This window comes from Flavobacterium sp. GW821-FHT12A05 (assembly GCF_058807735.1).
Genome location: NZ_JBXAQY010000004.1, coordinates 399,648 through 423,876 on the forward strand (window position 1 = coordinate 399,648; position 24,229 = coordinate 423,876).

General features: G+C 34.6%; 21 protein-coding genes. 16 read left to right on the plus strand and 5 right to left on the minus strand.

Annotated features, from left to right (window positions below; all coding sequences use genetic code 11):
- Positions 1 to 370 precede the first annotated feature (370 nt).
- Positions 371 to 1,672 carry a beta/gamma crystallin family protein gene (locus AC1RRQ_RS11395; RefSeq protein ID WP_493023147.1) on the plus strand — a complete coding sequence of 434 codons (1,302 nt, stop codon included), beginning with the start codon at positions 371 to 373 and terminating at the stop codon, positions 1,670 to 1,672.
- Positions 1,673 to 1,753: 81 nt separating this feature from the next.
- Here the strand turns inward: AC1RRQ_RS11395 and AC1RRQ_RS11400 are convergent, their stop codons facing one another.
- The 3 genes from AC1RRQ_RS11400 to AC1RRQ_RS11410 all read right to left on the minus strand — a co-directional run bounded on the left by AC1RRQ_RS11400 (position 1,754) and on the right by AC1RRQ_RS11410 (position 4,792).
- The gene (locus AC1RRQ_RS11400; protein ID WP_493023148.1) at positions 1,754 to 2,167 is read right to left on the minus strand and encodes a ribonuclease E inhibitor RraB; all 414 of its coding nucleotides are present in this window, start codon (positions 2,165 to 2,167) and stop codon (positions 1,754 to 1,756) included.
- 230 nt (positions 2,168 to 2,397) lie between these two features.
- A complete protein-coding gene (locus AC1RRQ_RS11405; RefSeq protein WP_493023149.1) occupies positions 2,398 to 3,753 on the minus strand; it encodes a DUF3108 domain-containing protein in 1,356 nt (451 codons plus the stop codon).
- Positions 3,754 to 3,961: 208 nt separating this feature from the next.
- Positions 3,962 to 4,792 carry a M57 family metalloprotease gene (locus tag AC1RRQ_RS11410; RefSeq protein ID WP_493023150.1) on the minus strand — a complete coding sequence of 277 codons (831 nt, stop codon included), beginning with the start codon at positions 4,790 to 4,792 and terminating at the stop codon, positions 3,962 to 3,964.
- 479 nt (positions 4,793 to 5,271) lie between these two features.
- Here AC1RRQ_RS11410 and AC1RRQ_RS11415 point away from each other — a divergent pair, with 479 nt between their 5' ends.
- From AC1RRQ_RS11415 to AC1RRQ_RS11475, 13 genes are all read left to right on the plus strand, one after another.
- On the plus strand, positions 5,272 to 7,980 hold the full coding sequence (locus AC1RRQ_RS11415; RefSeq protein ID WP_493023151.1) for a S8 family peptidase: 2,709 nt from the start codon (positions 5,272 to 5,274) through the stop codon (positions 7,978 to 7,980).
- Positions 7,981 to 8,416: 436 nt separating this feature from the next.
- Positions 8,417 to 8,692 (plus strand): hypothetical protein, encoded by a 276-nt coding sequence (locus AC1RRQ_RS11420; RefSeq protein WP_493023152.1) that lies wholly within the window; start codon positions 8,417 to 8,419, stop codon positions 8,690 to 8,692.
- Positions 8,693 to 8,704: 12 nt separating this feature from the next.
- The gene (locus AC1RRQ_RS11425) at positions 8,705 to 9,175 is read left to right on the plus strand and encodes a hypothetical protein (RefSeq protein WP_493023153.1); all 471 of its coding nucleotides are present in this window, start codon (positions 8,705 to 8,707) and stop codon (positions 9,173 to 9,175) included.
- Positions 9,176 to 9,262: 87 nt separating this feature from the next.
- Positions 9,263 to 9,844, plus strand: coding sequence for a TetR family transcriptional regulator C-terminal domain-containing protein (locus AC1RRQ_RS11430; RefSeq protein ID WP_493023154.1), 582 nt, complete (start codon positions 9,263 to 9,265; stop codon positions 9,842 to 9,844).
- Positions 9,845 to 9,898: 54 nt separating this feature from the next.
- Positions 9,899 to 10,390 carry an acyl-CoA thioesterase gene (locus tag AC1RRQ_RS11435; RefSeq protein WP_493023155.1) on the plus strand — a complete coding sequence of 164 codons (492 nt, stop codon included), beginning with the start codon at positions 9,899 to 9,901 and terminating at the stop codon, positions 10,388 to 10,390.
- 344 nt (positions 10,391 to 10,734) lie between these two features.
- Complete coding sequence (locus AC1RRQ_RS11440; RefSeq protein ID WP_493023156.1) at positions 10,735 to 11,865, plus strand: NAD(P)/FAD-dependent oxidoreductase; 1,131 nt, start codon at positions 10,735 to 10,737, stop codon at positions 11,863 to 11,865.
- Entirely contained in the window at positions 11,858 to 12,568 is a 711-nt protein-coding gene (locus AC1RRQ_RS11445) for a methyltransferase domain-containing protein (RefSeq protein WP_493023157.1), read from the plus strand. Before AC1RRQ_RS11440 ends, AC1RRQ_RS11445 begins: the two co-directional genes overlap by 8 nt.
- Positions 12,565 to 13,617 (plus strand): type III polyketide synthase, encoded by a 1,053-nt coding sequence (locus AC1RRQ_RS11450; protein WP_493023158.1) that lies wholly within the window; start codon positions 12,565 to 12,567, stop codon positions 13,615 to 13,617. The genes AC1RRQ_RS11445 and AC1RRQ_RS11450 overlap by 4 nt, the downstream gene beginning before the upstream one ends.
- Before the next feature lie 17 nt (positions 13,618 to 13,634).
- On the plus strand, positions 13,635 to 14,072 hold the full coding sequence (locus tag AC1RRQ_RS11455; RefSeq protein WP_493023159.1) for a 3-hydroxyacyl-ACP dehydratase FabZ family protein: 438 nt from the start codon (positions 13,635 to 13,637) through the stop codon (positions 14,070 to 14,072).
- The gene (locus AC1RRQ_RS11460; protein ID WP_493023160.1) at positions 14,069 to 15,343 is read left to right on the plus strand and encodes a beta-ketoacyl-[acyl-carrier-protein] synthase family protein; all 1,275 of its coding nucleotides are present in this window, start codon (positions 14,069 to 14,071) and stop codon (positions 15,341 to 15,343) included. The genes AC1RRQ_RS11455 and AC1RRQ_RS11460 overlap by 4 nt, the downstream gene beginning before the upstream one ends.
- A gap of 4 nt (positions 15,344 to 15,347) precedes the next feature.
- Complete coding sequence (locus tag AC1RRQ_RS11465) at positions 15,348 to 15,602, plus strand: acyl carrier protein (RefSeq protein ID WP_483095664.1); 255 nt, start codon at positions 15,348 to 15,350, stop codon at positions 15,600 to 15,602.
- Positions 15,599 to 16,126 carry a 4'-phosphopantetheinyl transferase family protein gene (locus AC1RRQ_RS11470; protein ID WP_493023161.1) on the plus strand — a complete coding sequence of 176 codons (528 nt, stop codon included), beginning with the start codon at positions 15,599 to 15,601 and terminating at the stop codon, positions 16,124 to 16,126. The genes AC1RRQ_RS11465 and AC1RRQ_RS11470 overlap by 4 nt, the downstream gene beginning before the upstream one ends.
- A 210-nt stretch (positions 16,127 to 16,336) precedes the next feature.
- Positions 16,337 to 19,924 (plus strand): T9SS type A sorting domain-containing protein, encoded by a 3,588-nt coding sequence (locus AC1RRQ_RS11475; RefSeq protein ID WP_493023162.1) that lies wholly within the window; start codon positions 16,337 to 16,339, stop codon positions 19,922 to 19,924.
- 87 nt (positions 19,925 to 20,011) lie between these two features.
- On the opposite strand, the gene AC1RRQ_RS11480 is transcribed toward AC1RRQ_RS11475, so the two are convergent.
- A complete protein-coding gene (locus AC1RRQ_RS11480; protein ID WP_493023163.1) occupies positions 20,012 to 20,887 on the minus strand; it encodes a class I SAM-dependent methyltransferase in 876 nt (291 codons plus the stop codon).
- 103 nt (positions 20,888 to 20,990) lie between these two features.
- On the opposite strand from AC1RRQ_RS11480, the gene AC1RRQ_RS11485 reads away from it, so the two are divergent.
- Positions 20,991 to 21,329 (plus strand): winged helix-turn-helix transcriptional regulator, encoded by a 339-nt coding sequence (locus AC1RRQ_RS11485; protein WP_493023164.1) that lies wholly within the window; start codon positions 20,991 to 20,993, stop codon positions 21,327 to 21,329.
- A gap of 84 nt (positions 21,330 to 21,413) precedes the next feature.
- Positions 21,414 to 23,021, plus strand: a complete 1,608-nt coding sequence (locus AC1RRQ_RS11490; protein WP_493023165.1) for a class I SAM-dependent methyltransferase — start codon at positions 21,414 to 21,416, stop codon at positions 23,019 to 23,021.
- Positions 23,022 to 23,140: 119 nt separating this feature from the next.
- Here the strand turns inward: AC1RRQ_RS11490 and AC1RRQ_RS11495 are convergent, their stop codons facing one another.
- Entirely contained in the window at positions 23,141 to 23,923 is a 783-nt protein-coding gene (locus AC1RRQ_RS11495; protein WP_493023166.1) for a polysaccharide lyase, read from the minus strand.
- Positions 23,924 to 24,229 lie beyond the last annotated feature (306 nt).

Here is a 24,229-nt window from a genome sequence, read left to right on the forward strand (position 1 = left end):
TTGATTGATAACATATCTTAATTTTTATATTAATATCGCTTTAAGGCTTTTATATACGTTGGTTCAACTCCTATTTTACCAACTGTACCTCGATCAATTTTACTGCCATCAACAACAATAACACTCTTTTTCCTATTAACTTTTTGATAACGGTATTATAATATTGCTTAGATAGTACGATTTCTCTTTTAAGGTACTTATAAGCAGTAAGAATTATAATTCAAAAAAAGCCCATTTATCGACAAATTTTATAGAAAACAACCTTTCTCCCAATACTGATTACTTTTTATTTCTCAGTTGCTTATTGCAATTAAATCATTTATAAAAATCATTGAATTTAAATATGTTATAAACAATTAAAACCCAAATTATGAAAAAACAGAATCGAAAAAAGACGCTAGGTAAAGTTTTAATTATGCTGTTATCGGCAATTACATTCTCATGCCAGGACACGACATTAGAAGAATCAGAAACTACTGCGGTGGTAAAAGAAAAACTAAACACAAAAAAAATGAGTGTTGCTGCAACTTCTAATTTAGCCAGAAGATGGGCGCCTATTCATTACAGAGATGTAGACGCGACAGGAACTTATTCTGAAGGCGGGAAATCAGATTACATCACGGCAATTAATTACGACAATGACTGGGTTGGCGAAAACAACTGGAACAATCTTCCTGCTTATGCAAATTCTTTAGCCGCACATTGCTATTATTCAATAGTAGAATCGAATACACACTGGTTTATTACTTATGCTTTTTTCTCTCCACGAGATTGGACAGATAATCCTTTTTTGTATCAATTAGACCAGCATGAAAATGATCTCGAAGGTGTATTAATGATTGTAGAAAAAGACGGTTCTACGTATGGTTCTTTAAAAGGAGCTGTTACAGTAAGCCATTCCGACTTTTTCTCGTATGTACCATCTGGAAGTTCTTTTGTAACCGGATTAGAAAGCGTTGACGGAACTTTGCAAATGAGAGATTTTAACGGAGAACTGCATCCGGTTACGGCTCAGGATTCAAAAGGACACAGTCTTAAAGCGTGGCCGCAGCATGATATTGATGGTGATGGAATTATTTACTATCCGTCGCCAAACGGAACGGCACAAATTCCATCTGATAATTATGATACTTATGTAGAATATAAATTGGTTGATATTTTTGAAAACGGCGGCTTATGGGATCAGCGATTTAATACCGATTTGTTTTATAATGCTGGCGGAGGATTTAAAGGAAATGATTTTAAAACCGGAGGTGCCAATGCTCCTTGGGCGTGGAATGATGGAAATGATGCTGTTGTTCAAGGCGGCGAATTTGCAACAGATCCTGCAAAACTAGCTGATAATTATTTTGATGGTGTTGGCAATTTATCCCGTACTTATGTAGATAATAAATATAATCCTTCGGCTGGAGGTATTGTTACGGTATATCAAAATTGTAGTTATACAGGTTATGCAATTGCTTTGCCTACAGGAAATTATACTTTGGCTCAACTTAAATCTTATGGTATTGCAAACGATGATTTGTCCTCTGTTCGTTTAGAAAACGGTTACAAAATCACACTATACCAAAACGACAATTTTAGTGGAGAATCTGTTGTAATTACTGGCAATAACAGCTGTTTGGGTAATTTTAATGACAAAACCAGTTCTATTAAAATAACAGCTATATAATTTTACTTTTTATAGTGGATATAAAGCAAGAAACAACTTCGTTTTCTTGTTTTATATCCATTTATATTTTTAGATCTGCGTTTAGATATTCTTATTCAAGTCAGGAACAATCTGCCAGCTTTCAAAATTGCAGTCATGCTTATATCCTAATTCGCACATTTCAGAAACCCATTTACTAAGCGATTCATGCATCATTTTTATTTCCAGCGTTCTTCCTGAAATTGCAAATAAATTTTTGTTCTGTGAAGCAGGTCCATGATTAACGATGAAATTCATGCTTTGAATTTCTTCTTCTAATTTCTGTGCTTTTTCAAGAGTATCGGTGTAAAAAAAATAATCGATTTTGAATTCGTCTTCTTCTTCTACAGCGACATCTCGTAAACTTACAAGTGATTCTGTTGCTTGTTTTACATGCCTGATTTGATTGGCCGCAAAATCATTTTCAGAAACGTATCGTTTCTGTTTTTTAACATTTAAAAAACTTAGGATTTCCATTTTTGCTTTTACTAAAGGTTACTTTATCTAAAGCAAACATAGAAAAATATTATATCAGATTTTAGTTGGTAATCAAAACTTAACATTGAAAAACAGCTGTGTTGTATAGTTATTTTCTAAATAAATTAGATTATTTACTAATAAATTAGAATATATATCTACTAACAAAAAGAAGAAATTACCCTTTAAAATGCAGAATTAAATTTGTTTCAATTTTCTTAAGTTTTTAACTATTCCCTTAAGTTCACTTCTTTTTTTTCGCCATCCTTATCTATGGTTACGCGCTTCTCCACATTGGCCTTATCTACATAAGAGGCCCTGGCTGTACCATAATTTGTTGAAGAACCTGTATATCCCCAATAGTTATAATAATTGGTATAACCCGAAACATAGGAATAGTTATAAGAGTTTGAAAAATCAAAACTAGCCATAACTAAGTAGGTTCCCGGCATTAAATCTGCAAACTCAAAATGCCCCTGATCGTCATAAACTTTGGCCTTTTTAACCGAATAACCAAAATCAGCATTCAAAGGAACTTCAGGCATTTTTTTCTGTTTGCGAATTTTCTTATTGACTTCTAACCATTCTTCATAATAGGCTGAATCTGGAAAAAGTGTAATTTCTGTGCCCTTTGGTGCATATTGTTTCTTAGCTGTATTAACCAAACCACCTAATTTTTTACCCGAGTCTGATCGTGCATAGGCTGTACCAATAATGACACTATTACCTTTAGAAATTTGCTGTACGACTTGTTCTTTGTCAAATTTATTTTTTATTGGCTGATAGTCTAACTCCTCGTTAGTTGTAATCTCCCACATCCCTTTGCCCATAGACATTTCTCGCTGCCACAAACGATGATCCTTTTTATCAATGATATAATTATAGATGCCGCCGCTGCTTTCTTCAGAAACAGTAACAAGCCATGTTTCGTGTTTTCCTGTTTTTGGAGAATTATAGCTGAAACTTTTTACCTCTTTAATGGTGTAATATTCAATAAAAACATCAGATCCATCTGTATAATAAAACTGCGGAAAACGGGCTTTATATCCAACATCTAATGGCAGTGTCCCAATAAAATGATCTGTCCAGTTCCAGTCAATATAGGCTTCCTTTGGATTTAATTTCAGTTTTTTATCCTTTTTGGTTTTCTTCGAATAATAGTTCCCTGTAATAGTCTCACCAAAGTTGAGATTTATTTTTGCTTCTTTACCGTCGCTGGTATAACTAATAGGTTTTAGTGTTTGAGCGTCTGCCACAGTAGTACGCGCGCTGGTTCTCGAATTGTCTTTTGGAGTATAGGAATTCGTCAAACTTAATTGATTGTTTTCTGCAACAATATCATAAGTCAATGATCCCATCTTTGTCCAGCTAGTATCCTTGACATAATATACGGTGTAGAGGGATTTTTCGGGTTTGATATATTTAGTATTGATATCCTTACTGCCGGGTGCAACTGCCTTTTGACAAAATGCGGCAAAAGGAAACAGGCACATTACATAAAAAAGGTGTTTTACCAAGCCTGCTTTCGTGTTTTTAAAAAAAGTTAATTTATTAAATAAAGAACCATCTATATTGTTATCTCCCATTACATTTTTTTTGACTAAACGCAAATTTATCAACATCAAATACAAAAAACAATACCTGATTTCATGGTTATTTAGTTTAAAAATCATGTTTTTTGAAATTCAAAAACAGCCATATTAAATAAAAAGAAAGGCTGCTCCATAGAAATATGGAACAGCCTCTTATATTTTGTAAAGAGAACTCTAATTCAACTTTTTTAATTAAATAATTCTAGTATAAATAATTCAGGGCTGTAATATCATTAGCATTGAAAGCTCCTGTTTCGTTCGAACCGAAACATGCTCTCATGTATGACGTTGCATCATATCCTGAAGGTGTTCCCGGAATTTGGATTGCTCCAACTCCAGCCGTTCCTTCATTAGAATTCTGCCCGCAGCTTTGACGGCTGAACCAGTCTGTATGACGTAAACCAATACAGTGACCAATTTCGTGTGCTGCTACGTGTGCATTTACACCTGTTGAATAAGTATCTAATCCAGAGTACAATGTAACTGAATTAAAAGGATTTCCACCAGAAGGGAAACCTGCTACTCCGCCCGCAGAGCCAGTTTGTCTCCGGACAACAATGTGTGCTCCAGTAGTACTTGAACTAAATGTAAGCGTAAAATTAATAGACAATCCTAAATTGTTGTATCTATTAATTGCTGCTTGTAATCCAGCACGCATATTTGTAGTAAGCGCTGTTGTTCCAGTACCTGATAATCCAACCACTTTAATAGTTTTTGGAGCAGATACTAAATTAGTAGTACGGTATTGTTCTGTAGTAATACCTCCATGAAGATCCATTTTCTTTAATTGATCTGGGGTAATGATGATGTCTCCTTCTATCAGGAATGCATCTTCAGTTGTACCATCTAAATTGGTATTTTTAATTACCTGAACATCTTTATTATTTAGTGAAAGTGCACTAATTTTATTTAACACTTCTTGTGTTACTTTTAGAGATCCTTGATCTGATTGTACTGTTTCATCTTCTTTGTTACAAGAAAACAGTACTGCTGCCATAAAAGACAAAGCTAACATTGACTTAATTGTTTTCATAATAGGTTTTTTTTGGTTGTAAAAATAAGCTGATAAATTAGGGGTCTTTACAAAATATTAGTAATATTTATATCAAATTTATATATAATTTTATCTTAAAATACTTATAAAATATCAATTTAACAAAATTAACAGTTTTTGTTAAATATATAACATATCGTTTTTTCGTAATACTAATCTGATTATTACGTGAAGCCCAGTAAAATCAATAATTAAATACAAATCAACCTGTTAGATTAATAATTAGACACCAATTATTATTTTTTAATTGTATGCTCTAAAAAATGATTTTTCGATTTTCTATGCCGTTTAAAAAAGAAAAAGACCTTAAAAGAAGATATTCTTCTTACAGATTCTTAATATTCTGAAGGAATTAAAAACGTATAATTTTTTTTACAAATATTTTAATAACTTTGATTAACCTGCAGCAAATTTTACAATCCTTAACAATGTTATAATTGCCCTCACATCTATAGCAAATGAAGAAACAAATTACTTTTTTCCTCTTTCTGATAACAGCCATCAGTTTCTCCCAAAGTGCTGAAAAATGGCAGCACTACATCAAAAAAGAAAGCAAAACAGGATTTGAGAAATACTATCTTACCACTTTAGAAAATGCACATCAGAACCAATATAAAATTGTAAAAAAACTGGATCGTGATTTTTGTATAGTTGAATATCGAAGTTTAAAATCCAGCAAGACTCTAAAAAAGAATCTCCCGGTTAATAATTTATGGAAATTACCTTCCAATTTTTCAAATCATAAAGAGGACCAGCAATATATAATAGCAACTGACACGATCAATACCTTAATTAGTGATTTGAAAGTGCTGAATATTTCTGATTTTCAAATAGTCGATAATCATCTCGTAATCATAAAAAGTGATTCCAAAAAAATTATAGATGAGATTATAGATTTAAATAGTGTAATGGCTGTTTCTCAGGAATCGATGCGCCCTAAAAGTGAATCAAAAATAGTAGATCAAAATTTTAGTATCAATGCGGTAAACAAAGCCAATGCTGCTTTTCCGCTTTTAACAGGCGAAAACGAAATTGCATCCGTAAAAGATGATTTTTTTGATGTAAACGACATCGATTTACTAAACAAACACATTCTTTCATCAACACAATCTACCTTTGTATCAAGCCACGCAACCGCTATGGCTACTATCATTTCCGGCTTAGGAAATAGTTCTGTATTAGGAAAAGGAGTTGCCCAAAAGGCAAAATTACAATCGTCTGATTTTTTGAAAATTTATCCTGATGAAATAGAAACACTACAAGGAATAAGCGCTCAAAATCATTCTTATGGTACTGAGATTGAAAATTTTTACGGTTCACTCGCAAATGCTTATGATACGCAATTATTCTCAAATACCAATTTAACGCATTGCTTTTCGTCTGGAAATACAGGACTTCAGGGTTATAAATCTATTACGGGCAATTTCAAACAATCTAAAAACAGTATCGCATTTGGCTGTGTTGACCAAAACGAAGTCATTATGCCGTTTTCTTCAAAAGGCCCAGCCTATGACGGCCGAATAAAACCCGAATTAGTTGCCTTTAGCACGCAAGGAACCTCAAATTCTACCGCATTGGCCACAGGAATTATTACACTTTTAAAACAACATTATAAAGCTACAAACAACAAAGATTTAAGTAATGTACTTACCAAAGCCATTTTAATTAACAGTGCCAAAGATTTAGGCAACGCAGGTCCCGATTTTACTTATGGTTATGGCAATATTAATGCTTATAAAAGCTTAAAAACCATCAGCGAAAATAGATTCCTATCAGGTAATTTGGCGTCTTCTCAAACAAATTCACATAACATAACACTTCCTTCAAATGCAAAAAACTTAAAAATTACATTAGTATGGAACGATCTTGCTGCCGCAATCAACAGTAATATAAGTCTGGTAAACGATTTAGATCTGGAAGTTATTTCGGCTGACAACACCGCTTTTTTACCCTGGATTCTTAATCCTGAAACTCCTGATCAGCCAGCGGTAAGAGGAAAAGATAAAATTAATAACATAGAGCAAGTCACGATCGAAAATCCTGTATCCGGATCTTATACAATCAACGTTATGGGATCATACGTTTCGAATGCGTCTCAGGAATACAGCATTGCGTACGAATACGAACTCAAAAATCAATTTGAGTGGAATTACCCTGTTACGAATGATAATTTCCCTTATGATGGTAAAACGATTTCTCCGCTTAAATGGAGTTCTTCCTTTTCTGCCATTTCCGGACAATTATCTATTAGTTATGATAATGGGCAAACTTGGGAAATTATTGCAAATAATATAAATCTCGATAAGCAGCAATTTACTTATACCCCTGCAGAAAAAAAGTTTTCTAAAGCAAAACTAAAAATGACCATTGATAATATTGATTATATCTCAGATAGTTTTACAATTTCTTACGATTTAAATATCACTACCAGTTTAGTCTGCGATGGCACAACAGAAATTAATTGGGACAAACCTTCCGATGTTTCTTCTTTTAATATTTATCAGCTTACAGAAAATCAACTCGAATTTAAAGAACAAACAACAAACGCTAATTACGCCTATACCGACGGAAAAATTTATACCATTGCTCCTGTATTCAATAATAATGAAGGAATAAAAAGTGAATCCACTTTACAATACACAGAAAACTCCAATTGTTATTTTGAATTGGCTTTCGCCGAAGTTTATGAGGAAAACAAAATAAAGATTGATGCCAGTCTTTTCAGCTTGTACAATATCAAAAAGATTGACTTAGTAAAAATAAATAATGATACCGAAGATCTCATCAGTACCATAAATAATGTCGATTCAAAAACATTGTCTTTCCTGGATAATTCGCCAATAAAAGGCAGTAATAAATATAAAATAAATATAGTTTTAGAAAACAATAATGTAATAAGTTCCCACATTCTTGATGCCAGCTATATGGGCGATACTTTGTTCTTTTTATATCCGACAGTATTAACTAAAAACGAAGTATTGAATATTGAAGCCAAAAAAAATGCCGTTTTCTATCTATATAATATTAGCGGACAAAATATATTTACGTCTCCATTACTTTCTAATACTAACACCCTCAATCTAAAAAATACGGCCTCAGGAATTTATATCTATAAAATAAAGACCAGCCAGGGCGAAATACAAACAGGGAAAATTGCTGTTTTTTAAATTATTATTTCGATTTCCTCAGTCTAATAGCAAAAAAATGCTCTATTGTAGGTTTTATGCGTACAAAAGAAATTAAGCTGTTTAATGAAAAATGCTCCAGCGGAGCATAATATTTATAGCAATTATCTACCCCCTAATATCAAGCTCCAGCGGAGCGATATATATTGTTAAAAAATGTCGCTCCTATGGAGCTTTATGCGTAGGGATCTAAATTATGCTATAAATATACGGTTCCTCTGGAGCCTTACAATCAATAAAAAATTCGCTAATAGCTGGATTATTTAAAAATCACATCAAAATTTTTAATACACAAAAATGTAAATTCAATAAACAATTCCCATAATTATGTAAGAAATATTTTAATATAAATTGTACTTTTAGGTAAGCCTAATTTCAAATCAGGCTCATGTTAATCTACTAACTTAAAGCAATTTATATGACATTCCATAATTACCTAAACATAGAAGAAGATTCAACTTCATACGAAGAACAATTATTATTAAACTACGATGATTATTTAGAAGGCGGCTTTGCCATTATATCACCTAATCATTATAATCTGGAACTTGGAGAACTGGAAGAAGATCTTGACGATGATTTCGACTCTGAATACGATGAAAATGACTGGGAAGAAGAAGATAATGACGAAAACCTCGCAGGAGAATTTGGAGAAAATGAAGAACAACCCGGCACTTTTGAAATGCTGCACTAAAGCTTTATTGTAATGAAAAAATTTTCTATCCTTTTACTATCTGTTTTCTTTTTCTCCTGCCAGCAAAAAGAAAACAAAAATACTTCTGCAGCCACAACTGATTCAATTGCTGCCAAAACAGTTTCTGATAAAAATAAAGAAGAAAACAAACAAATTGGCGACACGATTGTCTTGAAATCTCAGGGTGAAAAAGGCGTTTTTACAGCCGAAGGTACTTTAGATTCAATTCATTCCAGAGCTTATCTTAAGTTTAACATTGAAGACCCGAAGGCATTAAAAGGAAAGATTACCACTCCTATTGGCGGAGGAAATATCCGCTTTAACCAAATTATTTTTCCCGATAAATCTTCAGACGGACCTTTTGGAATCGATTTAAATGTTCCAATTAAACAAAAAGGAAATTATATTCTAATAATCGGCCATTCTCAAATGGCTGATAATCCTTACTTCGGGAAATTCAAGGTAGAGCTTGGAAATAAATAAAGAATAATTCTCAAAATATTAATTTTTCTCAAATACCGATCGGTATTTGTATTATATTTGCTTGAATATTTTCATTTTAAGCGGATTATGAATACATCTGAATTTATACTAGACAAAGTAGCTCCTATTTTTAACAAACAAGGATACATTGGTACAAGCTTAACAGATATTACAAATGCAACCGGATTAACAAAAGGCGCTATTTACTGCAATTTTGCCAATAAAGAAGATTTAGCGCTGCAATCCTTCCAGTTAAATGTAAATTTAGCCATCGTACCGTTATTTAAACTCGTTGCTGCTACACAAGGAAGTATAAATAAGCTGCACGCTATCACAAACTACCAGCGCAGTTATTATGGTTTAGTTAAAGATCGTGGCGGCTGCCCAATGCTTCGCGCCGGAGTCGATACTAAATTCATCAATCCGTTATTGTTTAAAACGGCACAAAATCTATCTCATAAATTCATTACAGGTCTTACCAACATTATTACAGATGGTATAACCCATAATGAAATCCAGCAAAATACCGATCCCGATAAATATGCCAAACTAATTTTATCACTCATTGAGGGAAGCTCACTTTTAGCCTTTACCCACAATGATTCATCCTATATCTCAAATGCTATGGACTTTATAGACAGCACTATAATTAATCAAATCAAAGAATAAAAAATTTTTAACCCATCAGATACCGATCGGTATTTGATACAATACACTCAAAAAATGGAAAAAATATTAAAAACCAAAAGAAAAGTTCGATTTCAGGATTGTGATCCGTTCAATCATTTAAACAATTCAAAATACCTGGAGTATTTTATAAACGTCCGCGAAGATCAAATTGCAGAACATTACGATCTGGATATTTTTAAATACATGCGCAGCACAGGACTCAGCTGGGTTGTAGCATCCAATCAGATCAGTTATGTAAAACCGGCTTTTACAATGGAAACCGTATTGGTTGAGTCACAATTGATTCAGTATACAGATAATTTGCTGCTGGTTGAAATGAAAATGTGGAACGAAAACGAAACGGAATTAAAAGCAATTCTTTGGATTAAATTTATTCACTACGATATTCAGGCTAAAAAAACAGCCACGCATTCTGACGACTTAATGAAACTATTTCAATCCGTTGTTTTACCAGTAGATCAGCCTGTTTTTGAAAATAGATTCTTAGAAATTATTCAAGGTTTAAAAGCCAAAGTAAACATTTAATTCTTTTGTTTGATAATAACACGTCTGTTCCGTAGAGACGCACAGCAGTGCGTCTACGCCCGGCATATCCACAAAGCTGCACAAAACATGTCGATATACGTTGCGGAGACGCACTGCTGTGCGCCTCTACAATGTCAATCTGACTTGAATTTTGGAAATAATTATAATTTATAGATACAGATCGCACTCGCGCCTTACACAACGAATATCAAATAATCCCCGTTTCAAACCATTCGAAACTGGGATTTTTTTTCATTTTTTTAGAGTAATATTTTATTCAATTGAGATAAATTTTGTACCGATGCAATTACTTCTATTTGAGATTTAATACCTAAATTGGTAATATGAAAACAAATTGGGATGTACTCATTATTGGCGGGGGTTTAGCGGGTCTTACGGCCGCTATTCACCTATCTCAAAAGGACCTGAAAGTACTGCTGATAGAAAAATCAGACTATCCCCGACATAAAGTTTGCGGCGAATATATTTCGAATGAAATCCTGCCCTATCTTTCTTGGCTTGGCGTTGATATTTCGCAGCTAAATCCCACCTATATTTCTAAGTTTGAATTTTCTTCAAACGACGGAAAAAATGCACAGGCAGAACTACCTTTAGGCGGATTTGGCGTCAGCAGATATACATTAGATCATTTCCTATATCAAAAAGCATTGGCAGATAACGCTGTTATATTGAAAGATACGGTTACCAATATTGTTTTTGATCATGACATTTTCACGGTTACAACTTCAGAACAAACTTTAACTGCTAAAATAGTTTTGGGGGCTTTTGGTAAAAGATCAAATGTCGATCAGGTTTTAAATCGGAACTTCTTCCATAAAAAATCGGCTTGGCTGGCTGTAAAAGCGCATTATTCGGGTAATATCGACAATGATCTTGTCGCACTTCACAACTTTAACGGCGGTTATTGCGGTGTTTCTAAAGTTGAAAATGATATTATAAACATTTGTTATCTGGCCGATTACGCAACTTTCAAACAATATAAAAATATTGAAGAATATCAGCAAAATGTACTTTACAAAAACAAACATCTTAAATCTGTTTTTGAAAACAGTACGCTTTTGTTTGAAAAACCTTTAACCATAAGCCAAATCTCTTTTGATAAAAAACAAGCGGTAGAAAACCATATTTTAATGATTGGCGATACGGCCGGACTTATTCATCCGCTTTGCGGGAACGGAATGGCAATGGCAATTCACAGTGCAAAAATAGCATCGGAACTCATTTTAGATTTTTATGCTGATAAAAAAATATCACGAGAACTATTAGAAAAAAAATATCAAAAAGAATGGAATAAAAATTTCGAAAAAAGATTGTTTATGGGAAGAATTCTGGCCCGAATTTTAACCCATAAAACCATTACCAATATGCTGGTTTCCATAACAGCTTCATTTCCGGGACTGCTTCTCGCCATAATTAAACAAACGCACGGTAAACCTATTCCAGTCCATGATTAGTACGCAATATAGAACACAGGAAACCGAAATAATGGATGATTTTTCTCTTGAGGGAGAAGAATTAAGAGCTGCGCTGGATCAAATTGCCCGTATCAATCAATTATTGGGTGGCAATAACTTGACGCTCCACGGAATAAAAAGACTTTTAAAACAAACTGATATTTCAAAAACAATTACTATTGCAGATATTGGATGCGGCAACGGAGATATGCTTCGAATGCTGGCTGACTTTGGCAAAAAAAATAATCTCAATTTCAAACTTATCGGCGTCGACGCTAATGATTTTACTATAAATTATGCCCAAAATTTATCTGCCGAATACCCCAATATTGAATATAAGTGCATGGATATTTTTAGTGAAGATTTTAAAACCGTAAAGTACGATATTATTTTATGCACCCTTACCCTGCACCATTTTTCTAATGAAGAAATATTAAATATAATCACTACCTTTAATAAGAATGCCGAAACCGGAATCATCATTAACGACCTGCACCGCAGCAAAATAGCCTATCGGCTTTTTGAATTGATATGTGTTCTTTTTAATCTCAAAAAAATGTCGAAAGAAGATGGATTAGTCTCTATTTTGAGAGGATTTAAGAAAAACGAACTGGAGGAATTCTCTAAAAAACTAAATTTTAAAAACTATACCATAAGCTGGAAATGGGCTTTTCGTTACCAGTGGATAATCGCCAAAAAATGAGTGTAAAAATTATAACCGCTGCAAAACAGCTGCCGCAATATTCGCGCGAAACGGCAGACATAATCCCTATGCTGGAAGGCTGGCTGAGCGGACAAGACGAACGTTTTATTAAAAAAGTCAAAAAAATATTTGAAGGCGCCGCCGTAGACAAACGCTATTCTATAATGGATCCCGAAGAAGTTTTTACGACAACTTCCTTTGAAGAAAAAAATGATATTTATACCCGCGAGGTTATTCTTTTGGGCGAGCAAGTTTTGAAAAAAGCATTGGAAAAAGCCAATTGGGACCCGCAGTCACTGGATTATATTATTACGGTAAGCTGTACCGGAATTATGATTCCATCTTTGGATGCGTATCTTATTAATAAAATGAAATTGAGACAGGATATTGTGCGTCTTCCGGTAACCGAAATGGGTTGTGCTGCAGGAATTTCAGGTATTATTTATGCCAAAAATTTCCTTAAGGCTAATCCGGGAAAACGCGCTGCAGTAATTGCAGTAGAATCGCCAACAGCAACTTTTCAGCTTGATGATTTTTCGATGCCCAATATTGTAAGTGCCGCAATTTTTGGAGACGGAGCCTCTTGCTGTCTGCTATCATCGCATAAAGACGATCATGGCCCGGAAATACTAGACGAAGAAATGTATCATTTTTATGATGCCGAACACATGATGGGGTTTAAACTCACAAATTCTGGTTTGCAAATGGTACTGGATATTGAAGTTCCGGATACAATTGCGTCTCATTTTGGAGACATTATTCATCCGTTTCTTCAAAAAAACAATTTAGAAATTAAAGACATCGACCACATGATATTTCATCCCGGCGGCAAAAAGATCATCACTACTGTTGAAGCCCTTTTTGCAGGCTTAGGAAAAAATATCGACGATACTAAAGACGTTCTCAAACAATACGGCAATATGTCGAGCGCAACTGTTTTGTACGTTTTAGAGCAAATTATGGACAGAAAACCAAAAGCTGGAGAAAAAGGCTTGATGCTTAGTTTTGGCCCTGGATTTTCGGCACAAAGAGTTTTATTACAATGGTAATTATTAGATAAATAAAGATGAAATTAACCGATATTACAGCACTTCTGCCCTACAGCAAACCTTTTTTATTTGTAGATGAATTACTGCAGGTAGATGAAAACAGCGCTTCTGGAACGTATACTTTTAAGGAAGATCTGGATTTTTACAAAGGTCATTTCAAAGACAATCCTGTAACTCCGGGTGTTATCCTGACCGAAACCATGGCTCAGATTGGTTTGGTTTGTCTGGGTATTTATTTATTGGGAGATACTTTTAATAAAGATACCGTTGTCGCTTTTACATCGGCCGATATGCAGTTTTTAAAACCGGTTTATCCTAAGGAAAAAGTTACGGTAACTTCTCAAAAATTGTTTTTCAGATTTGGGAAATTAAAATGTGATGTTGTAATGAAAAACGAAGCCGGACAAGAAGTCTGCAAAGGCATTTTATCGGGCATGATTACAAATAAATTATGAGTAAGCGAGTTGTTATAACAGGTTTAGGCGTTGCGGCTCCAAACGGAGTTGGAATTTCTGATTTCAGCCATGCCATAAAAAACGGAATATCCGGAATTCGGCATGATGCTCAATTACAGGAATTGCAGTTTTCGTGTCAAATAGCGGGTCAGCCTCAAATATCTGAAGAACTTAAAGCACAATATTTTACTGAACTTGAACTTAGAGGTTTTAGCAGTACAGGTATTTTATACGGCGTTATTGCAGGAATCGAAGCCTGGAAAAATGCCGGACTGCCTATAGAAATTAACGAAAACCCGGATTGGGACAGCGGTACTATTTTCGGTTCCGGTACATCTGGCATTGATAAATTCCGCGAAAGCATTTATAGAATAGACGAATTGCAAGTTCGGAGATTGGGTAGCACCGTTGTAGCTCAAACCATGAACAGTGGCGTAAGCGCTTATTTGGGAGGCAAATTAGGCCTTGGAAATCAGGTTACCACAAATTCATCTGCCTGTGCCACGGGAACCGAAGCCATTTTAATGGCCTACGACCGAATACAATCCGGGCAGGCAAAACGTATACTGGCAGGAAGTACTGGCGATAGCGGGCCTTATATTTGGGGCGGATTCGATGCCTTGCGCGTCTGCAGTTCCAAATATAATGATAATCCTGAGCAGGGTTCTCGGCCAATGAGCGCCACAGCATCTGGGTTTGTACCTGGGAGCGGTGCTGGAGCTTTGGTTATCGAGGATTTAGAAAGTGCCTTAGAACGTAATGCTACAATTTATGCCGAAATATTAGGCGGAAGCGTAAACTCTGGCGGACAGCGCGGTAACGGAAGCATGACGGCACCAAACAGTACCGCTGTACAACGCTGTATTACAGATGCAATCAGAAATTCGGGTATTGAGGCTGATGCTATTGATGCCATAAATGGGCATTTAACTGCTACTACAAAAGACAGCCTGGAAATAGAAAACTGGACCAAAGCTTTAAACAGAAACGGAATCGATTTTCCGTACATCAATTCCTTAAAAAGCATGACCGGACATTGTTTAAGCGCTGCCGGAAGTGTAGAAAGTGTCGCCACGGTATTGCAGCTTCATGAAGGCTTTGTGTTTGGAAATTTAAATTGTGAAGATCTTCATCCGGAAATTACGGCTCTTATCGATTCTTCAAAAATACCTTTAAAAACAATTGACATTAATCCCACTATAATTGCCAAAGCCAGTTTTGGTTTTGGTGATGTAAATGCCTGCATAATCTTTAAAAAATTTCAAAAATAAACCTATGAACAAAGAAGAACTTATCGCAAAATTAAAATTGATCATAAAGCCTTACACAACTAATACAGAGGCGTATGAAAACCTGACAGAAGAAACAGATTTTATAAACGATCTGAGTATAAATTCGGCTAATCTGGTAGATATCGTACTGGATATCGAAGAAGCTTTTGATGTTGTAATTGATAATGCCGATATGGAACGAATGCTTGATGTTAAAACCGCCGTAGAAATCATAGAAACTAAATTAGCCCAAAAATGATTGGCAATGATGTGATCGATTTACTGCAATCCCGAAAGGAAAGCAATTGGCAGCGTAAAGGTTTAATAGAAAAGCTGTTTACCGCTGAAGAACAATTGCTTATTGCGACCACAGTAAATCCTGAACTTATGCTCTGGACACTTTGGAGCATGAAAGAAGCAGCTTATAAAGTCTACAATCGCAAAACCAAAATAAGAGCATATATTCCTAAAAAACTGGTTTGTTCTATAAAACCTGAAAACCTCAATCTTGAAAGCGGAAACTTTAACGGAAATGTCATTTGCTCCGGAAATATCTATTACACTAAAACGATTCTCTCTGCAGATTCTATTCATACAATAGCTGTCAGCAATTTAGACAATCTAAATGACGTAATAGAAATTGAAAAAACAGCTATTTTAAAAGACCAAAACGGTATTCCTTTTTTACTTTCTTCATCAAATAAAAAACAAGATATATCGATAAGTAATCACGGGCGTTTTGAAAAAGTGGTTACTATTAATTCTAAAAATAGAGGGAATTAACTATGTGATTTAAACATTTGAAATTAAATTCATCAGTAGATTTCAGGTACTCAACATGGAAAGATAAATTCTAGATCGAGCGGTATTGTTTACCAGTTCACCTAAAGAATAAATTATTTTAACAACTTCGTTTTAACAAGTATTATTTTTATATTTTTGACAGATAACTGTTAACATTTACCAAACCACAACCCCTTTATCATTTTATATATGAAAATAAAACTACTCCTGCTATTTTTTGTGTTTTCAATACCTTTTTATGGACAAACAGGATTTCAAGAAAAGATTGCTATAGGAGATCCTCATGCAACTTTGCGTCCGCAGTTAGTTCGAGTAGGTGATCTTGATGGTGATAAGGATTTAGACGTTATTACTTTTGGTTCAGAATTGAACTGGTATGAAAATGTTGATAGTTTAGGAAGCTTTGGCACAAAGAAAACCATTGCAGCAACAAACGGAGGTGCCGGAGCATTGTTTACTTTTGACTTTGATAAAGATGGAGATTTAGATGTACTGGTTTCAGTATCCAATAAATTAACTATTTATAAAAATAATGGCTCAGGAAGTTTTACAGCTGCACAAACTTTTACACTGGGTACAGCAAGCATAACTCCGGCTGTATTAAGTGATATAGATGGTGATGGTAATATAGATATTCTGTGTTATTATAGTAATAATGTGCCGCTTATAACGCAGCCAAAACTCGTATGGTTTAAAAATAATGGCAGTACATTTGGCCCGGAACAAGTTGTTACAAGTAATCGTGATGACTTACTAAATGGCTCATTACTGCATACTGATGATCTCGATGGCGATGGCAACCAGGATATTATCATTGGATATAGAGATTACAGCAAAATTGCCTGGCTTAAAAACACGGATGGAAAAGGTACTTTCAGCGCACCCAAAATTATAACTACTTCAGCTCGAGGCGTAAGCTCCATCAATACAGCTGATATTGATTATGACGGAGATAAAGATATCATCTATACTTCAACATACGACAATCAGGTTATAGGATATAAAAATCAGGATGGGTTAGGTAATTTTACTGATAAGACTATTATTCTGTCTAATGCACCCGAAACAAGTACTCTTTTAGTTACTGATATAAATAAGGACAATAAAGTTGATATTGTATATACCAGCAAAAATGAGATTGGATGGATGAACAATACAACTGGTTCTGGTGATTTTGGTGCTAAAAAAATCATTACCAATCAAGCTTATGGAGTAAAAGCTGTGGTAATGGGTGATATTGACGGCGATGGAAAAAATGATCTTATTTCTGCATCTTACGATGATGAGAAAATAGCCTGGTATAAAAATATAGATGAAAAAGGTACTTTTGGAAGACAAGAAATAGTGGCCAGAAGAATTCAAAACCCAACCAATGTGTTTCCGGGAGATTTTGATGGAGATCATGATATTGATTTGTTAGTAAGTTCTAAAGATGATGCTAAATTAGCATGGCTTGAAAATACTGACGGAAAAGGCTTCTATGGTAAACAGCACATTATTACCGAAAGTGTCGAGGTTGGTAATATTACTCCTTATTCTTATCCTGTAGATATAGACGGCGATGGTGACTTGGATATTGTTACTGTTAAACGCAACGTATTGTTTTGGTATGAAAATGATGGACTTGGTAATTTTAAAACGGAACATATAATTAACAATAAAACCACAGGAACTATAACTATAATTCGTTCTCAGGATATGGATGGCGACGGTGATATGGATGTCGTTTGCGGCGTATATGCTTCACACCGAATTTCGTGGTATAAAAATATTGATTCTAAAGGAACTTTTGGCTCTGAACTTATAATTACTGATACAGGAGGAAATAACGGTTCACTGACCTCTTTTGAAATTGCCGATATGGATGGTGACAAGGATATGGATATTATTGCCGCATCCTATACTGTTGATACCTATTATTATAAAAATACAGACGGATTAGGAAATTTTCAGGAAACACACATGTCGATTTTTGGACCTCTTTACTCTGTTTATCCTGCTGACATGGATGGTGATGGTGATAAAGACATTGTTGGAGTCAGTTTATCAGGCGGCTACCCTTTTGATGCAGTTGTTTGGTATGAAAACATTGATGGAAAGGGCAATTTTACAATTAAACATGACATTTCTACACTAACCATACAAGGAGTATCAATTCATGCCGCAGATATCGATAATGATGGTGATATGGATGTGTTTACAGCATCAGGCGATTCGAAGGCAGGACTTATTGCCATGTATGAAAACAAAGGGAAAGGTGTTTTTGCCCCAATGCAGATCATTCAACAGATCTCAAATTATTTTAAAGGCGTGTATGTCAATACTGCCGATGTTGACAATGATGGTGATATTGATGTTCTTGGTGTTTTGGGTTATGGCTCGACCATTGGTAAAGTTTCTGTATTTGAAAATCTGGGACCTTTGCATAATACCATACAAGGAAAAGTCCTGATTGATGCAGATTCAAACGGCTGCTCCAATGCGGATATAAAAGGAAGCAATCTTATGGTTATTTCAGATAATGGAAGCAATAGTTTTGCGACTTTTACAGATCAAAATGGTGCATTTACTGCTGCAACTACCGAAGGAAATTTTACGACCTCAATTACATCAAAACTGCCGGAATATTTTGCTGCAAATCCAAAATCGCATACTTTTAAATTTACAGGAATGAACAACTCCTATTCTGCCGATTTTTGCATTGCCCCTATTGGCCAGATAAACGATTTAAATGTTAGCTTGTATCCTGTAATAGAGGATCTTCGCCCTGGTTTCGGCACGCGTTATCGCATTGTTTACCGAAACATTGGTACTACAACATCAAACGGTGCTGTAAAGCTTGAATATGATAAAAGCAAGCTTAGCTTTTTGACTGCGACAGAAAATATTGCGTCACAAACCTCTGGTTCATTGACTTTTGATTTCAAAAACTTAAAACCTTTTGAAACTAAAACGATCGACTTAGAGTTCAAAGTTTTCGCACCGCCTGCAGTAAATATAAATGAGAAAGTTATTTCAACTGTAAGTATAATTCCTGATTCAGGAGATGATCACACTCAGGAAGATAATATCTTTATTATAGACCAGACTGTAATTGGTTCTTACGATCCAAATGACATTACGTGTATCGAAGGCAGTCAAGTTCCTATCGAAGAAGCTGATGAATTTCTTCATTACATCATCCGCTTTCAAAATACAGGTCCAGCAAGTGCTATAAACGTAAGGGTACAAAACGTTTTGGACAGCAAACTAGATTGGACTTCTATGGAATTAGAAAGTTTAAGCCATCCAGGAAAAGTGGAGATTAAAGACGGAAAGGAAATTAAATTTATCTTTGATAAAATCAACCTTCCGGACAGCACCAAAGACGAACCAAACTCACATGGTTTTATTGCTTATAAAATTAAGCCATTAAAAAATGTTGCCGCGGGAGATATTGTCAATAATAAGGCCGATATCTATTTTGATTTTAATCCAAAAATCATAACAAATACTGCTGCTACTAAATTTACAAATACATTGTCAGTTGCAGAAAACAATGCAAATCAATACAATATCTATCCAAGTCCAACAACTGGTCTTTTGAATGTACAAGCAAACGAGATGATCGAAAAAGTATCTTTAATTGATATTAATGGGCACGTTATTAAAGAGTTTCAATTTGATACGCCAGCATTATCTGCTCAATTAGATATAACGCATTTTGCGCAAGGTATCTACTTTTTAAAAATTAAATCTGATAAAGGGACTACCAACAGAAAAATTATTAAAAAATAACAATATTAGATTTTAGTCTAATTTTGCAAAAACAAAAAAAACTCTAAATTATTGATTTAGAGTTTTTTTGTTTAAAACTACTTTAAACTACAAAGCCTTCCTGCACACCACCACAATAAATTCAAAAGAAGATGCTTTAGCCTCATTTGTATATTCACTAATTTCAAATGTATTTTGAATACCATAAGCTTCAAATTCCTTTTGCACAGCATCTAAATCATAAAAGAAAACGGAAACCCCTTGTGCATTTTCAAAAGTATCTGGTGCAATCTCTTTTCCTTTACCGTAATTCGAAGCTTTTTTTGAAATTACCGAAAAAAATAGATAACCGCCGGGTTTTAACTGTTTATAACTATCATCTAGTAATTTAACCCTTTGTGATGCATTAAGCAGATAAAGAAGTCCATAACAAAAAACGGCATCATAAACAACAGAATTAAAAGGCATATCGGTTACAGATCCGTGAATAATTTCTACATCTCCCTTGTAATGATTTTTAGCAATGTCGATGGCTGTTTCTGATATTTCAATACCTGTAACATGCATTCCGTTATCTGTAAAAAGCTGTGCATTTCGTCCGTAGCCAAATCCCGGAACCAGAACATTTTTTATATTATTCTTTAAAAAAAGTTCATTGGCTATTATCGCAGAATGTGCTGGTTCAAATCCCCAGACTATCTGATTGGAACGGAAACAGCTTTCCCATTGTTCCTGCATTTCTTCTGAATCATTCTTATTATTTACACAAACCTTATCCGGAATAACTTTGCAGGAAATTCCAAATCTCTCCACCATTTTTATAATCTTTTCGTTATCAATATGCTCCCCTTCTATCCGCAATACACAATCACGATCGTTAAGATCAAAATTAATGGTGAAGTCTGCAAACTCTTTTCTAATTGCTTCCATTATTGTATCGGCAAGGTTTTGCTGTTTTATATTGGTTTTAAAAATTTCAATCATAACTTAATTTTTAGAAAAGTCAAAATTAGCTATATTTACTTTCCAAATGATAGTGCTTCCCTATTGGAAAGTGCTTTCCAAAAAGAAAGTGAATTAAAATAGTATGATACCACAAGAAAAAGATTGTTCGAAAGCGATGCTTTCTATCAAAGATGCATTAGAAGCGGTAAGCGGAAGCTGGAAACTGCTGATTCTCTATTCTCTATGTTCGGGGCCAAAACGTTTCACCGAATTAAAAAAAGAAGTAATTGGTATTACAGATAAAACGCTTGCCAAAGAGTTAAAAAACCTTCAAACGGATAAACTTATTAATCGTCAGGTTTATGACAGCATGCCGGTTCTAATCGAATATGAAATAACAGATCACGGAAGATCGCTCAATAAAGTTTTGTACGAGTTATGGAATTGGGGCCTTGCACATCGTAAAGAAGTTATTGGTTAAAAATTAAGTTTATATTTAAGAGACAAAACCCATAGATCTTCAATTAAAAAAATTCTTATCTTTAGTAAAATTCATTTTTTTACTATGACCGATAAATCTCAACTTAGAAGTTCCATTTTCAGGCATCTCGATGGTCTAGCTGTTGCGCCTGTTGCAATTGCCTTAAAGAAAAATGCCGTACTGGATTTTATTCTGAATAAAAAACAAGTTCAATTAACTGAACTTGCAACTGTTTCTAAAGCAAATGAAGGTTACCTGAATGTGGGTTTGAGAATTTTAGCATCTCAGGGATTTCTAAATTATGAAGTCGATAACCGTACGCAGGAAATTACAATCTCTGTAAATGAAAATACGCAAATTGCTTTTTCGATATTTTATCTTTATCAGGATGTTGTCGATTTATTGCAGTATTCCATTCAGTTTCATGCGAGATTATTTGATGATGCGCCTTTTAAAAAACTCAACGTTATTCTTGAAAAGTATAAAAAAAGATACGGAATTGAAGCTTCTAATGACGGCTTAACCAATACTATTCAGGAACAGATTTTAAAACATATTGAAGGCTATTTAATTGGACCTACAATAGTCCGTTTGGCAATGAACGGAATGTTTCACAAGTATTTTATGGAGACTTCTTTCAGACCGGAAGAGTTTCATAAATCGCCTGAAAACTTTAAAAAAATATTAGACTTTTTTGTACATCTTGGATGGTTTTTGGAAAAAAACGGTAATTATCAGTTTACCGAAATTGGATTGTTTTTTGCCAAGAGAGCCAGTGCTTACGGCGTTACGGTTTCTTACCTGCCGACATTTGCCAAGATTGAAGAATTGATTTTTGGTGATCCTGCTGTTTTAAGGATGGTAGCCGATGGCGAAAATGAAATTCACGTTGACCGCGAAATGAATGTTTGGGGAAGCGGCGGTGCTCATGATACTTATTTTAAAGTAGTCGATGAGATTATCGTTAAACTTTTTAATCTCCCAATTGAGGAACAGCCTAAAGGAATTTTAGATATGGGATGCGGTAACGGTGCTTTTCTGCAGCATATTTTTGAAGTAATCGACAGACAGACTTTACGAGGAAAAATGCTGGATGAATATCCGTTGTTTTTGGTTGGAGCAGATTATAATCAGGCGGCTTTAAAAGTTACAAGAGCTAATTTGATAAAAGCAGATATTTGGGCAAAAGTAATTTGGGGAGATATTGGCCGTCCGGATTTACTTTCGGACGATTTGAGAGAGAATTACAATATTGACCTGAAAGATTTACTTAATGTAAGGACTTTTTTAGATCATAACAGAATTTGGAAAGATCCGGAACATATCAACCAAAACAGAGTAAGTAAATCTACAGGAGCATTTGCTTACAGAGGAAAAAGAATCAGCAATAATCTGGTCGAAGATAATCTCTTGGAACATTTACAAAAATGGTCGCCTTATGTGCGTAAATTTGGTTTGCTTCTGATAGAATTACATACCATAAATCCGAAACTCGCAGCGAGTAATTTAGGTAAAACACCTGCAACTGCCTATGATGCCACTCATGGATTTTCGGATCAGTATATTGTTGAAATCGACGTTTTTAATGAGGTTGCTGCCGAAGCAGGATTATTTCCTGATAAATCCATTTTTAAAAGATTTCCGGATGCCGATATCGCAACGGTCAGCATCAATTTATTGAAAGGAAAATAATTTTTGAGGTACATTTTTAAAGTACAAACTAAAAATAATTAAAAGCCCACTTCCTGCGAAATGGGCTTTTTTTCTAGCATTATATCACTATCTAATTATTTTTAAAGTAAATTTAGGTATTAAAGAGCATCCCAAGATGCACTTGGATAATAAATAGAGCTTGTTACAGGAGCTGTCCAGTAATTTTGGCTTCCGCCGCGGAAAGTGTGAAGACTTACTGCATTTACATTACGTTTAGAATCGTTAGTTACCCAGCGAATAGATTGATTTAATATCTCAGTACCATTTACATAATACTTAACGTATCCGTCCGTATTTGATCCCGTATTTAACTTAACTGATATCTGGCAGTTGTATGTAACACCTTCTTGGATGTAGTATTTCTTTCCAAAATCATTACCAAATTGTCCTGGTTGATCTTTGTAATAAACATAAGGCTGTAAATAAGCACCGCTTCCTTTAGCCGTATTTGATCCGCTTGGGCAATACCACATAAATCTGGCACTTCCTCCGTTACCATCCCATCCTGGATCTCCTCCGGTATTTTGATCTCCAATTAAGATACCATAACCGCATTTACCGCCTCTGCTCCAATAAAATCCATTATTAAATTTTATTTGGAACCAAACCGTGTAAACTCCGGTTGACCAAACACCATACGACGTACATAATCCGCCTGGACATGATAACGTATTGGTTTGTAATGTAATTGTTCTGGCTCCAGCAGTACCTTTTGCCGTAGCTTTACTTTGTGAAGCTGCTGCAGCTTCATCTTTTTCAGCTGTTTGCTGCACTTCTTTGTTAACGCTTTGCGCTTCATTTGGATCTTGATCCTTTTCGCAGGAGCTAAATACTACTGCTGTAATAAATAATAAACTTGTTAATTTTAATAGGTTTTTCATTTTTTAAAACTTTTTAAGGTTAGTAAACAATTAATGGTTAGTAAATAATAGATAGTTATATCATTGGTACTGAAACAGAGAACTTTCTATAGTCCTCATAATCAATATCAATTGACATTACAAAGTTGATTAATAAGAATTTTCAGAGGGGGTAATTAAGTACGATTTTGGGTACACAAAAATCCAAGTAATGCGTTTTAGCCTTATTTTTTAGACTAAAAAAATGTTATCCATAAAAAAAGTGTAAAAAAATTATGTAGTATTTAAAACATCAAACAAAAAAGCGAGTCAAATAAATTAACTCGC